At 30.9% G+C, this 13,010-nt stretch carries 11 protein-coding genes; 2 read left to right on the forward strand and 9 right to left on the reverse strand.

The features are described from left to right. Positions 1-82: 82 nt before the first annotated feature. Positions 83-1,171, forward strand: coding sequence for a flagellar biosynthesis protein FlhB (gene flhB / locus CCO88_RS05690; protein ID WP_002778215.1), 1,089 nt, complete (start codon positions 83-85; stop codon positions 1,169-1,171). A 14-nt stretch (positions 1,172-1,185) separates the two neighbouring features. Here flhB and motB read toward each other — a convergent pair whose 3' ends face one another. The 9 genes from motB to CCO88_RS05735 form a co-directional block, all read right to left on the reverse strand. After that, entirely contained in the window at positions 1,186-1,917 is a 732-nt protein-coding gene (gene motB / locus CCO88_RS05695) for a flagellar motor protein MotB (RefSeq protein ID WP_002778217.1), read from the reverse strand. Positions 1,918-1,919: 2 nt separating this feature from the next. Further along, the gene (gene motA, locus CCO88_RS05700) at positions 1,920-2,696 is read right to left on the reverse strand and encodes a flagellar motor stator protein MotA (protein WP_002778220.1); all 777 of its coding nucleotides are present in this window, start codon (positions 2,694-2,696) and stop codon (positions 1,920-1,922) included. Between the two features lie 15 nt (positions 2,697-2,711). Continuing rightward, on the reverse strand, positions 2,712-5,351 hold the full coding sequence (gene polA / locus CCO88_RS05705) for a DNA polymerase I (RefSeq protein WP_002780668.1): 2,640 nt from the start codon (positions 5,349-5,351) through the stop codon (positions 2,712-2,714). A 63-nt stretch (positions 5,352-5,414) separates the two neighbouring features. Further along, the gene (locus CCO88_RS05710) at positions 5,415-5,858 is read right to left on the reverse strand and encodes a YqaA family protein (protein ID WP_002778224.1); all 444 of its coding nucleotides are present in this window, start codon (positions 5,856-5,858) and stop codon (positions 5,415-5,417) included. Further along, positions 5,851-6,441, reverse strand: a complete 591-nt coding sequence (locus CCO88_RS05715; RefSeq protein WP_002793460.1) for a hypothetical protein — start codon at positions 6,439-6,441, stop codon at positions 5,851-5,853. Before CCO88_RS05715 ends, CCO88_RS05710 begins: the two co-directional genes overlap by 8 nt. Positions 6,442-6,453: 12 nt before the next feature. Continuing rightward, positions 6,454-7,131 carry a hypothetical protein gene (locus tag CCO88_RS05720; protein WP_002778226.1) on the reverse strand — a complete coding sequence of 226 codons (678 nt, stop codon included), beginning with the start codon at positions 7,129-7,131 and terminating at the stop codon, positions 6,454-6,456. Positions 7,132-7,152: 21 nt separating this feature from the next. Beyond that, the gene (locus CCO88_RS05725; RefSeq protein ID WP_002778227.1) at positions 7,153-7,686 is read right to left on the reverse strand and encodes a hypothetical protein; all 534 of its coding nucleotides are present in this window, start codon (positions 7,684-7,686) and stop codon (positions 7,153-7,155) included. 1 nt (position 7,687) lies between these two features. Continuing rightward, positions 7,688-10,510 carry an excinuclease ABC subunit UvrA gene (gene uvrA / locus CCO88_RS05730; protein WP_002796781.1) on the reverse strand — a complete coding sequence of 941 codons (2,823 nt, stop codon included), beginning with the start codon at positions 10,508-10,510 and terminating at the stop codon, positions 7,688-7,690. Between the two features lie 87 nt (positions 10,511-10,597). Then, on the reverse strand, positions 10,598-11,383 hold the full coding sequence (locus CCO88_RS05735; protein ID WP_002839697.1) for a sulfite exporter TauE/SafE family protein: 786 nt from the start codon (positions 11,381-11,383) through the stop codon (positions 10,598-10,600). Positions 11,384-11,767: 384 nt separating this feature from the next. Here CCO88_RS05735 and CCO88_RS05740 point away from each other — a divergent pair, with 384 nt between their 5' ends. Continuing rightward, on the forward strand, positions 11,768-13,009 hold the full coding sequence (locus CCO88_RS05740) for an anthranilate synthase component I family protein (protein WP_002839699.1): 1,242 nt from the start codon (positions 11,768-11,770) through the stop codon (positions 13,007-13,009). Position 13,010 lies beyond the last annotated feature (1 nt).

Consider the following 13,010-nt stretch of genomic DNA (forward strand, 5'->3'; position numbering starts at 1 on the left):
TTTCTTCTCTTAACTTTAATTAAAATTCATCATTTTTTTATATAATTTTATCTAATTTTATAAACTTAAATTTAGGCTAATTATGGCAGGCGAAGATCAAGAAAAAACTGAAGAACCCACGTCCAAGAAAATAGAAGACGCAAGAAAAGAAGGCAATGTCCCCAAATCCCAAGACGCAGCAGCTATTGTTACTTTAATAGTTGGTTTTGTGATTACACTTTTTATGATGGGTTTTATCGGTGAAAGAATTACTAATCTATATAGATATTATCAAAGTTTTATAGGTGTTGAATTTGATTTGCGTATTATCCAAGCCATTATGATTAAAAGCATTTTTGAAGTTTTGATTTTGCTAGCACCTATAGTTTTGAGTATTATGATCGCAGGTATTTTAGGTAATGTTATGCAGTTTGGTTTTATTTTTACGACTAAACCTATAATGCCTAATTTAGGAAAAATCAATCCATTAAAAGGCTTAAAAAATTTATTTTCTTTAAAAAAGCTTGTCGAGAGTGTTAAGATCGTGCTTAAGGTAGGCGTAGTATTTACTGTAGCTTTTATAGTGCTTTTAAAATTTATGCAAGAATTACCTTTGGTTGAGCGTTATAATATCATTGGACAACTCATTTGGCTTAGGGATAGGGCTATTATTTTGGCAGCTATTGTAATCATAGCATTTTTAGTGATTGCTGTTTTGGATATTTTTTTGGTGCGTTTTCAGTATTTTAAAGGCTTGCGAATGAGCAAGCAAGAAATTAAAGATGAATACAAGCAAATGGAGGGAGATCCTCAGGTAAAAGGGAGGATTCGTCGCTTACAAATGGAAGCAGCACGCCGCCGTATGGTTCAAGATGTTGCAGGGGCGGATGTGGTTATTACAAACCCGACGCATTATGCTGTAGCGATTCGTTATGATACAACAAAAGAACAAGCTCCTAGAGTTGTGGCTAAAGGAGTAGATTTTTTGGCACTTCGTATAAAACAGGTTGCTTATGATAATAATGTAGTTGTTTATGAAAATCCACCTTTAGCGAGAGAGCTTTATAAGGCTTGTGATATTAATGATCTTATTCCTAGAGAAATGTTTAAAGCTGTAGCAGAGGTACTTGGATTTGTTTACAATACTAACAATAAAAGTCGTTTAGCAGGACAGGTCAAGAAAAATAATTAAGCAAATAAATTTTATTATTTGCTTTTTTCTATAAGATCAAGCACTGATTGTTTTGCGTCATTATCCTTAATATCTACTTTAAAATAAATTTGCACTCTATTGTTTTCTAAAGCTTGTGGATTTCCATTGATGGGACTATTTAATCCATAGCTTTTAAGGTTTATATTTTTGGTGCTAACTCCGCCTTCTATAAGATATTTTAAAACATTTTCTGCTCTTGTATAGCCTAGATCATAGCTTCTTAAGGCTGAGTCACTATTGTCAGTATAACCTCTGATTTCAATTTCTATTTGAGGAGGTAAGTATGAAATAAGCTGAGCAATGCGTTTAAGATAATCTTGAATATCTGCAGATACTATTTGTGCACTTCCTCTTTCAAATTCAACCTTGGAAGGTAGGTTAAGTATTTCTTGATTTTCGGATTGATCAAGAGCGGCTTGAAGTTTTTTAATAACTTCTTGTTGATTTACGGCCATTTGTTTAAGTTTGCTCAATTCATCTTCTTTTTCTTCTTGAGAACCCTTATATTTATAAGTATCTTGTGTTTCTTGTTGCACGGTTTGGGTTGCAGTATAATCAAAGATTTTTACAAATTCGGTTTTCAGTGCTTCTACTTTAGCTGGATTTGTTTTAGAAATTGCCCAAAGAGCAATAAAAAGCGCCAAAAGCAAACTTAGAAAGTCTGCATAAGGCACAGCCCATTTTTCACCTGCTGGACATTCTGGACATTTGTGTTTTTTAGCCATTTTTAACCTTTGTCAAATTGTGAAATTCTTGGATCATCGTGACTTAAGAAGTTAAAAAGTTTAGCTTCTAAATCTCTAGGATTAGCACCTTCTGCAATTCCTTTTATAGCTTCAGTAATGACAATTTGCTCTTTTACAAGATCCATACCATTAGCTTTCATCTTTCTTCCCCAAGGAGCAAAAAGTGCATATGCACCGAAAATACCTGTAACCGTAGCCGTAAAAGCACCTGAAATACCTGCTGCCATTGCTTGAGGATTATCTAGAAGTTTCAGTGCTAAAATCAACCCAAAAACCGCTCCAACAAGTCCCATAGTAGGACAAGTTTCACCAAAGATTATCCAGTATTCTGCACATTCTTTATAGTGTTCTTCAAGTTGTTCGGTTTGAATTTCCATACTTTCATGAATTTCTTCAAAACTTTTTCCATCTACTAGCATCATCATAGCATTTCTTAAAAATTCATTTTCAATTTCATTTGTTCTTGATTCTAAAGCCAAAAGACCATCTCGGCGTGCAATAATTGCGAATTCGATAAGCTGAGCTATTCTTTCAGGTAGATTTACACCTGAACCTTTAAAAACGATTTTAAGTTCTTTATAGGCTGCTTTTACAATTTTTTTATGAGTTGAAGTCATGGCACAAAAAGCTGCCGTTGGCATAACGATTAGAAAAGAAGAAAGGTGGATAACATGCAGAGGATTTCCTCCCTCGAGTATATCTCCTACTGAGATACTAGTTACTGCAAGAACCATTCCTAATATGGTTGAAAGATCCATTAAATCACTCCTTGATTATTTTAAATCGCCCCATTTTTTGGCGATACTTGAGCTTGTTTTTAATTTTACCTTTAATTTTACTATATTTTCCATAATATCACTAGTTTTTTTCACAAAATTTTCACATAATTCATCTTTAACTTCAAAGATAAGTTCATCGTGAATTTGCAAGATAAGCCTTTTATCTTGATTTAAAATTTTAGCAATTTCTAGCATGGCAAATTTTATAATATCTGCAGCTGATCCTTGTAAAATCGAATTTATACTCTCTCTTTCATACATAGCCACTTGCATGGGCTTAGCATTTTCAAAGTCAAAATAGCGTTTACGTCCGCTTAAGGTGCTAATAAAACCATTAGCCTTGGCTTCATTTTTTACTTTTTCGAAATAACTTTTAATGCTAGTAAAATTTTCAAAATATTTTTCTATATAGGTTTTAGCTAAGTTGGCTTCAATTTTTAGATTTTTGCTTAAGGTTTTATAACCCATACCATAAATCAAGCCAAAATTAATACTTTTTGCTATACTTCTTGTTTCATAATTACTCTCGCCAAATATCATTATAGCGGTTCTTGCATGTATATCCTCATCGTTTTTAAAAGCATTTAAAAGTTTTTCATCTTCGCTAAAGTGCGCTAGCATTCTAAGTTCGATTTGAGAATAATCAAGGCTGATAAAACTAAATCCCTCTTTGGCTATAAAGCAGGATTTATAATCTTTTGCATATTGTCCATGCGCGGGGATATTTTGTAAATTGGGATCTTTAGATGAAAGACGGCCTGTAGCAGTACCTGTTTGTAAAAAGCTCGAATAAATTCTTGAATTTTCATCTTTTAAAGCAAGTTTTAACAAGGGCTCGCAATAAGTCGAATAAAGCTTGGCCAGTTCTCTATAATCTAAAATTTTAGAAATAACAGGATGTTTATCGAGAAGTTCATTTAAGACTTTTTCATCGGTAGAATACCCTGTCTTACCTTTTTTTCCACTTGGAAGCTTGAGTTTTTCAAAAAGTATATCGCCTACTTGTTTTGGGGAATTAAGATTGAATCTATCTTCACATAAAGCATAGATTTCTTCGCTTAAAATTTTAATTTCAGATTCAAATTTTTTCATGAGAATTTCAAGAGCATGCGTATCGAGTTTTATGCCATTTTCTTCCATCATCATAATAATTTTAATAAAATCAAATTCATAATTTTTAGCAAGATCAAGCAAATGAGGTTCAAGATTTTTTAAAAAATAAAGATAAAATCTTAAAGTGATATAAGCATCTTCAGCTGCATACTTGCAAGCTTTTTCAAGCTCTACGCTTGCAAAATTTTCTCCTTTTTTTACAAGACTTTCAAAATGTAAGGTTTCATAATTAAAAAGTCTTAGAGCCAAATCATCCATATTGACTCTTAAGGAAGGGTTTTTAAGCCATGCTAAAATCATAGTATCAGCATATTTTTGCGGCAAAGAGAGTTTAAAATTATTTTCTATGATTTTAAAATCATATTTAAGATTATGCCCTATGATAAAATGTTTAAAAATAAGCTCTATAGCTTTTTTAGCGCTTTGTAATGATACTTGCTTACCCACACCTAAATAATTATGAGTAAGAGGTACATAAAAGGCTTCATTTTCACTCATACAAAAACTAAATCCTACAATTTTTGCTTCTTTGGTATCAATGCTTGTGGTTTCAGTATCAAAAGCTATGATACTTTCTTGTTCAAGAGAATTTAAAATTTCAAAGAGTTTGTCTTCATCTTGGATAAGAGTGGCTTTAAAGCCTAAATTTTTATCTTTATTATCGGGGTTTTGGCGAAGTTTTTTAAGTAAGACATTGAGTTCATAATGCTCTAAAATTTCAAGAATTTTTAAAAGAGGCTCATCTTGAGGAAAATCAGCTTTTTCTAACAAGTTGCTTACTTCTAAATCCTCATACAAAGAAGCAAGTTTTTTACTAAGAAAAGCATTTTCTTTACCTTCTAGAAGCAATTTACGACTTCTTTCATTGCGTACTAGAGTCAAATTTTCATAAATGCCTTCGATACTTCCAAACTCATCAAGCAATGTCTTAGCACCTTTTGCTCCTATGCCTTTAACTCCTGGGATATTATCCGAGCTATCTCCACATAAGGCTAAAAAATCTTTAATTTGATAAGGTTTGACACCGTATTTCTCAAAGCAAGCTTCTTCATCATAGTCATTTTTTGAAATAGGGCTATAAATACTTGTTTTACCATCTTTTATAAGCTGATAAAGATCTTTATCCTGTGTTATAATGCGTACAAAAATATCTTTATCTTTACAAGTTTTAACCACTGAAGCGATGATATCATCTGCCTCATAACCCTCGTAAGAGGCACTCATAAAGCCCATTTTTTCTATCATTTCTATACAAATTGGAATTTGTTCCAAAAGTTCGGGTGGGGGCGGGGTGCGATTTTTTTTATAATTTGGATCAATATCGCTACGAAATGTCTTGCCCTTAGAATCTAGTGCAAAAATAATATAATCGCTTTTATATTCGTTTTTAAGACTATAGATAAAATTAGCAAAACCGCTAATCATTCCACTAGCTTGTCCTTGAGAATTTTTAAATCCTTTGAGTGCATAATAAAGACGAAAAAAGAAGCCAAAAGTATCGATAATAGTTAAAGTTTTCATGGTTGTCTTTCTTAGTGGGTTTTAAATTATTATCCCAAAATTCACTTTAAAGATTGATGATTTTTATAAAGAATTAGCGATAAAAATTATAAAAATATAGCGGCTTAATTTGCCAAGACTTATGAAAAAACAAGCTTTGATGAAAGGGTATTTTGCAAAACCAAGGCCTAAAGCAAAGATATCGCCTATTAAGGGTAAAAAGGTTAAAAAAGCATAAAGACTTCCAAATTTAGTAAAATTTGCATTGAATTTATCAAGCTTTTTTAAAGATTTGGAAAAATATTTTTCTAAAATTTTTTCTTTGCCAAGATAGGCTAGAGCATAGGTGCTTAAGCTTCCTAGGGTATTGCCTAAAGTAGCTATAAATAAAACTAAATGAGCATTAAAATCAAGTTTTATAAAAGCTACAACAAAGGCTTCACTTGCAAGAGGCAAAAGCGTGCTTGAAAGAAAACATACGATAAAAAGCCCTAAGTAGCTAATATCATTATATAAAAAATCAAACATTAAAGCTCTTTTTACGCATTAAAATCAATAAAATAAAAAGATAAATAGGCAAAACAAAAGGCGTGGTAAAATCCATAAATTTAAATTCTGTTAAAATTGTACACAAGCAAGCACATACAAAAAAGATTTTAAAAAGGTGACTTTGAAAAAATTTATCTAAAAACAAAAGATAAATTAAACAAACACCAACATCAAGAAATGCCTTGTAATACCAAAAAATACTTTCTTTTTGCTCTATACCTTCAAGTAAATTAGCAATAGCACTTATTACCATAAGCACAAAACAAAAAAAGGAATAAGGTATAAATTTTTCTTTTCTGGAAATATAAAAGAAAAATAAATGCACAAAGAAAAATGATATTATTAATAAAAAAGCTAAAATAGAATGTAAAAAGCGTAAATTTTGCGTTAAATGATAAAGTTTTTGATCGGCTAAATTTAGCATTGCAAAGCTTTGTGGCAGTGTTTCATAAGCACTATAATCAATAATTAAATAATGATTAAAAATAAAAACCAAAGCACTCTGGCTTAGACTTATAAAAATGGTAAATAAAATACTAAATTTAAATATTTTCTTTTTCATTGGATATAAGCTTTAAGTTTGGGATAATTTGATATTTTGGTTTTTACTAAGCGCGAAAGCAAATAGTGCGTAATAAATGGTAAATAATAAGCCTGCAAAGAAAAAAATCATAAAATAAGCGATAATTAAAGCAAGAGAATGCTCGCTATAAATTAGAACAAACATAAGTATATAGATAATTATCAAAATCGCACTTTTGAAAATAAAACAAAGTTTAAAATAAATCTTATTTTCACATAAAGTTTTTAAAGTCTTAAAAAATATAAAAGTACAAAAAATGGCTATTGCAAGACATAAAAAAGAAAAGCCATATAGAAAAATACGTAATATCTTATCAACAACAGGACTAGCAATAAGATAATTCAAGCTTAATAAAGCGATAAATTGAGTAAATGCAGCTATAAAAAAACTGATCAATAAAACCTTACTTTGACTTACAAAATAAAGTTTTAAAATCATAATCAAATAAGAAATTAAAAAAATTGCATTAAAAACCATAGCTAAAATATTAGTGTTAGAATTAAATTTCAACAATTTTAAATCATAGGCAAAATCAAGAATAATGGGTAAAAACTGAAAACAAACACAAAGTAAAAAACTTATAAAAACTACCCACGCAAGCTTTTTGATACTTTTAAAATCATTTTGTCTTTGAATTTCAAACATTTGATGAAAGTTTAAATTTGACATTTTTTTCCTTTAAAATTGAACTCAATACAGCTTTTTTAAAGTTTCATACCTATCAAAAGCATAAGCAAAAGTTAAAAAATGTAAAGCAAGAAAGAAAAATAAAAAGCTTAATTTCTCAAAAAATAAAAATGCTAAAAGCATACATAAAAACACAAAATAAAAGGACATTTTCACTTCTTTAAAAAGCGAAGCAAGAGTGAGTGAAAATAAAAAATAAAAAACGAAAAATAAAGCTAAAAGCCCTAAAAATAAAATTTTATTTTCCAAAAGAAAAAAAGATGAGCCAAGGCTTATAATGGCAAGCAAAAAATAAATTAAAATTTTCTTAGAAGAAAATAAAAAATAAATTCTTGCCACCATAAAAATAAAAGCAAGAACTATATAAATCCAAGAAAAAAAGCATAAAAATCTACCGCTGATACAAAGAAATTCACAATGTAAACTTCCCACATTTTCATAAGAAAAAAAGTAAAAAAAATTATATAAAGCACAAAAAAATATATAAATACTTAATCTTTTAATCTTAAAAAATGATATTTTTTGTTCCTGTGTCATTTTAACTCTTTGCGTTTTTAAGCTCTAAATCCAAATAATATCCTGTATAAGATTTTGTTTTCTTATGATCTTTTGCAACTTTTTCCACGCTTCCTGTACTAATGATTTTTCCACCCTTTACTCCGCCTTCTGGACCCATATCGATGATATAATCAGCATTTTTAATCACATCTAAATTATGCTCTATCACAAAAACAGAATTTTTAAGATCGACTAAGTGTTGTAAAACTAAAATGAGTTTATTGACATCTTCAAAATGTAGCCCTGTGGTCGGCTCATCAAGTATGTAAAGCGTTTTTCCTGTGTCACTGCGGCTTAATTCTTTTGCAAGTTTTATCCTTTGCGCTTCACCCCCACTTAAAGTCGTTGCATTTTGTCCTAGGGTAAGATAATCAAGTCCGACTTTTACTAAGGTATCAAGTTTTTGTTTGATTTTTGGCACAGCTGCAAAAAATTCACTTGCTTCTAAAACGCTCATATTTAAAATTTCACTGATATTTTTACCTTTGTATTTAATCTCTAGTGTGGCATCATTATAGCGTTTGCCATGGCAAGTATCGCAAACCACCATTACATCGGGCAAGAAGTGCATTTCTATTTTAATCTCTCCATCGCCACTGCATTTCTCACATCTTCCACCCTTAACATTAAAAGAAAAACGCCCCGCTTTATAGCCTCGCATTTTAGCTTCTTTGGTAGCAGCAAAAAGATTGCGAATTTCATCCATGGCACCTGTATAAGTAGCAGGATTTGATCGCGGGGTTCGTCCTATAGGACTTTGATCAAGATAAATCACCTTATCTAGTTTTTCAAGCCCTTCAATCTGCACCCCACCTAATTTCTTTACTTTTTTGGCGCGGTTTAATTCTTCTTGTGCAAAAGGCAGTAAGGTTTGAAGTATGAGAGAGCTTTTTCCAGATCCTGAAACACCTGTGATCGCGACTAAATTTTGCAAAGGAAAAGAAACGCTTAGATCTTTGATATTATTGATATTTACATTTTTAAGTTCTAGCCATTCTTTTTGTTCTCTGTTTTGAAGCTGTGAAATTTGCTTCTTGCCGTTCATATAAAGTGCGGTTTCACTTTTGCTTTTTAAAAGTTCTTTATAAGTTCCAGCAAATACCACTTCGCCTCCAAATTTTCCTGCTTTTGGGCCAATATCTACGATAAAATCAGCTTCTTCTATAGTCATTTTATCGTGCTCTACGACAATTAGAGTATTGCCTTTTTGTTGTAAATTTCTTAAGGTTTTAATGAGTTTTGCTGTATCTCTTTCATGAAGTCCGATACTAGGTTCATCTAAAACATACATCACCCCACTTAAACCACTGCCAATTTGTGAAGCGATGCGAATTCTTTGTGCCTCACCTCCGCTAATCGTCCTTGCATCGCGTCCTAAAGATAAATAGCCTAGTCCTACATCATATAAAAAGAAAAGTCTTTCGTTGATTTCTTTTAATATGGGTTCAGAGATAAGTCTTTCTTGCTCGCTTAAATAAGAGAAATTTTTCTTATTTGCAAAAAAGCTAGTGCTATCTTCTATACTCATATCTAAAATTTCGCCTAGTCCTTTAGAGGCTACTTTTACGGCTAAACTTTCAGGTTTTAAACGATGACCTGCACAATCTTTGCAAATTTTTTCACTCATGTATTCTGCTAAGTCTTTTTCATCTTTTAGCATTTCATAAGCCATTTTTACCACACCTTCAAAGGTGCGTTTGAGGCGATTTCTTTTCCAAAAAAAGTCAATGGTTTTTGCATTTCCGTATAGCACAAGGCGTTTTTGTTCTTCGCTAAGTTCAGCAAAAGGGAGTTTAATAGGAATTTCATTTTGCTCGCAAAAAGCAATTAAAAATTTATAATAATAGCTTTTGTTAAATCCATACATTATTTTTACCGCGCCATTTTCAAGACTTAGGCTTTCATCGATGATTTTTTTCATATCTAGGGTATAGCGAATTCCAAGTCCATCACAGGCTTCACAAGCCCCTTTTGGAGAGTTAAAAGAAAAACTTAAAGGCTCAAGAGGAACAAAGGAAATTTTACAAGCAAAGCAAGCGGAGTGTTCGCTAAAGTGATAGTGCTTATTAAGTCCTACTTCATCGGGATTTAAGACTTCTATCTCGATTTCTCCAAAGCTTTCTTCCAAACCTTTTTCTATATCGCTTGCAAGGCGAGAAAGTAGATCTTCTTGTATTTCGAGTCTATCAATGACGAGTTTTATCGTATGTTTTTTAGTTTTTGAAAGTTCTATATCTTCATCAAGTCTTACTAAAACCCCATCAATTTGCGCTCTTACATAGCCTTTATTGCGCAAATTTTCAAGTAAATCCGCATAAGTTCCTTTTTTTTCACGCACCAAAGGAGCGTAGATGATGATTTTAGCTCCTTTTGGAAATTTTAAAATTTCTCCTACTATATCACTTGCACTCATAGATGAGATTTTTTGTCCGCATTGATGGCAATGCTGAATGCCCACTCTTGCATATAAAAGTCTTAAATAATCATAAATTTCAGTGATGGTTCCGACTGTAGAACGCGGATTTTTAGAAGTGGTTTTTTGATCAATCGCAATAGCAGGGGTTAAACCTTCGATTTTATCCACATCGGGTTTGCCTACCTTGTCTAAAAATTGTCTTGCATAAGCACTCAAACTTTCTATATAACGGCGTTGACCTTCGGCATAGAGTGTGCCAAAAGCAAGGGTTGATTTTCCGCTACCGCTTAATCCTGTAAAAACAATGAGTTTATTTTTTGGAATTTCAAGATGAATATTTTTAAGATTATTTTCCTTTGCGCCAATGATTTTTATCGTATCATTCATAAGTTTTTCCTAAGCATTAAATAAATTTAACATTTTAACATAAAAATATAAAAATTATGTTTTTAAATTTTTTAGCATTTTAATGGATTAAAATGCTAAAATTCCAAGTTTTCTAAGCAGAGAAAGAGTGGTTGCAAGTATGGATAAAGCATATACGCAAAGTAAAATTTTTCTATGAGCTGAAATATGCATTTTTTCTATGATTTTTATACCTATAAAAACACCTATCATAGAAGCAAAACCTACTAAAACACCTTTGTGGATAACTTCAGCGTCAATTACACCTGAATTTGCAAAAGAGATGATACCAGAGATTGAAGCAAAAATAACAAAAAATAAAGAAAGCGAAACCACTTTTTTGCTATCATAGCCTAAGAAACAAGCTAAAATTGGAGCGATTAAAAGCCCTCCGCCTATACCTAAAGAAATAGCAAAAATTCCCGTAAAAGCTCCCGCTATAAATAAAATTCCATTTTTAACCCATACGCTTTTATGGCTTTTTACAACACTTTCTTTGATGCCAAAGGCATATTTGATAAAAAATACACAACTTACTCCTAAAAATATAGCAGTAAGAGCTACATCGCTTAAGGCTTGTAATAAAATTCCACTAAAACTTGCCCCCAAAAGACCGCCCAGTCCTATAACAATACCATCTTTGAGATTTAAATTCTTTTTTTTATAATTAATATAAGAACCAAAAATGGCCGCAAAGATCATCTGTAATACAGAAATTCCAATAGCATGATGAGCACTTGCTCCTAAAGCAAACATTGAGGGCACGATAATCATTCCCCCACCTATGCCAAAAAGTCCTGAAGTAATACCTGAAAATATACCTATAAAGATATAAGGCAAATCTGCAAAATTCATACTTTTTCCTAAATTTATATCGTTTGTTGATTAAATAAGGAGTAATTTTATCTTATCAAGCTTATCTTAGTTTTAAAATTTTTTATAATGTTTTACAAGGCTTATTTTGACAAAATATTTTCCACAGAGTTACATGGATTTATTTTTTTGAAAATGAAATAAATATTAAAGGATAATTTTATGTTTTTTTCTCTAAAATTAATAAAAGTCATCATAGTTTAAAATGAGGCTTAATTTTTTGAAAGGTAGAAGATGAATGAAAACGATTTTTTAAATAATTCTTTAATTTTAGTATCAACACACACTCTTCGTTCTTGGCGCTTCTAAGCTTCTTTTTTTAACTTCTCAATATTTTTTTATTTTATTTTTTATAAAGGTTGTATTATGCTTGAAATGAAAGCAAATTTATATTATAGGCAAATTTTAAAAGAATTTCCTTCTTCTTACTTTGCTGAAGATTCTACCAGGGTTATTATAGGTATTGATTGCGATTTTTATGATGCTAAGGATATCACTCTTAGCGAATTAAAGGCGAAATTTTATGAAAATGCTTCAAGGGAGCAAATTTGCAAATATTCTGGATTTTTTGGTGTTTTTAGTGCAAATTTTATTTCTTTGTTTGAGAATTTACCCTCAAATGAAAATAAAAATTATGATTTTCCAAATTTTTTATTTGCCAATGCTAAAGCTTATTTGGTTTATGAAAAAACTAGCAAAATGTTTTTTAAATACGGAGAAAATAAGTATTTTGATTTTTTAAAAGAAGATTTTGTTTTCGATAAAAAAGTTTGCGAATATAAAATCTTGCAGGATTTTCAAGAAGAAAAAAGAGATTTTATCCAAAGTGTGGAAAAAGCCAAGGAATATCTTTTAAGCGGAGATATTTTTCAAGTGGTTTTAAGCAAGCAGCTTTGCATAGAGCATAATTTTGATAGTTTTGAATTTTATGAAACTTTAAGTGAGTTAAATCCTAGTGCTTATATGTTTTATTTTCCGACTCAATATGGGGTTGTGTTAGGTTCTTCTCCAGAGTTTTTACTGAAAATAAAAAACAAAGAAATTTTTTTAGCTCCTATAGCAGGTACTCGAAATTTGGATGAAAATTCAGATATTTTAAAATTAGAAAAAGATCTTTTAAGCGATGAAAAAGAATTGAGTGAGCATAAAATGCTTGTTGATTTAGCTAGAAATGATGCATCTAAATTCGGTACAAATACGCGAGTTGAAAATCTTTTTAGTATAACAAGAAATAAATTTGTCATGCATATAGTCAGTGAAGTTTATGCGACGATGGATAAGCAAGCCAATATTTTTGATATTATAGGAGCGGTTTTTCCAGCAGGAACTTTAAGTGGTGCCCCAAAGATTAGAGCTTTAGAAATTATCAATGAGCTTGAAAATTTAGACAGAGGAGTTTATGGAGGCGCTGTTGGGTTTTTAAATTTTAATGAAGATGTGGTTTTAGCTATTACCATAAGATCGGCTTTTTTTAAAGAAAATAAAGCTTTTATAGCAAGTGGAGCGGGTATAGTTTTACAAAGTGATCCACAAAAAGAATATGAAGAAATTTGCGCTAAGCGTAAAGCTTTATTAGTAAGTTTTGAAAAAATGGCTAAAAGGAGTTAAG

It is taken from the genome of Campylobacter coli LMG 9860, from assembly GCF_000254135.1.
GTDB classification, from domain to species: Bacteria; Campylobacterota; Campylobacteria; order Campylobacterales; family Campylobacteraceae; genus Campylobacter_D; species Campylobacter_D coli.

Bases quoted from the DNA above. Each gene is read 5' to 3' on its own strand.
- uvrA (WP_002796781.1), bottom strand. From the start codon at position 10,510: ATGAATGATACGATAAAAATCATTGGCGCAAAGGAAAATAATCTTAAA.
- CCO88_RS05715 (WP_002793460.1), bottom strand. From the start codon at position 6,441: ATGAAAAAGAAAATATTTAAATTTAGTATTTTATTTACCATTTTTATA.
- motA (WP_002778220.1), bottom strand. From the start codon at position 2,696: ATGGATCTTTCAACCATATTAGGAATGGTTCTTGCAGTAACTAGTATC.
- CCO88_RS05740 (WP_002839699.1), top strand. From the start codon at position 11,768: ATGCTTGAAATGAAAGCAAATTTATATTATAGGCAAATTTTAAAAGAA.
- flhB (WP_002778215.1), top strand. From the start codon at position 83: ATGGCAGGCGAAGATCAAGAAAAAACTGAAGAACCCACGTCCAAGAAA.
- polA (WP_002780668.1), bottom strand. From the start codon at position 5,351: ATGAAAACTTTAACTATTATCGATACTTTTGGCTTCTTTTTTCGTCTT.
- CCO88_RS05710 (WP_002778224.1), bottom strand. From the start codon at position 5,858: ATGTTTGATTTTTTATATAATGATATTAGCTACTTAGGGCTTTTTATC.
- CCO88_RS05725 (WP_002778227.1), bottom strand. From the start codon at position 7,686: ATGACACAGGAACAAAAAATATCATTTTTTAAGATTAAAAGATTAAGT.
- CCO88_RS05735 (WP_002839697.1), bottom strand. From the start codon at position 11,383: ATGAATTTTGCAGATTTGCCTTATATCTTTATAGGTATATTTTCAGGT.
- CCO88_RS05720 (WP_002778226.1), bottom strand. From the start codon at position 7,131: ATGTCAAATTTAAACTTTCATCAAATGTTTGAAATTCAAAGACAAAAT.
- motB (WP_002778217.1), bottom strand. From the start codon at position 1,917: ATGGCTAAAAAACACAAATGTCCAGAATGTCCAGCAGGTGAAAAATGG.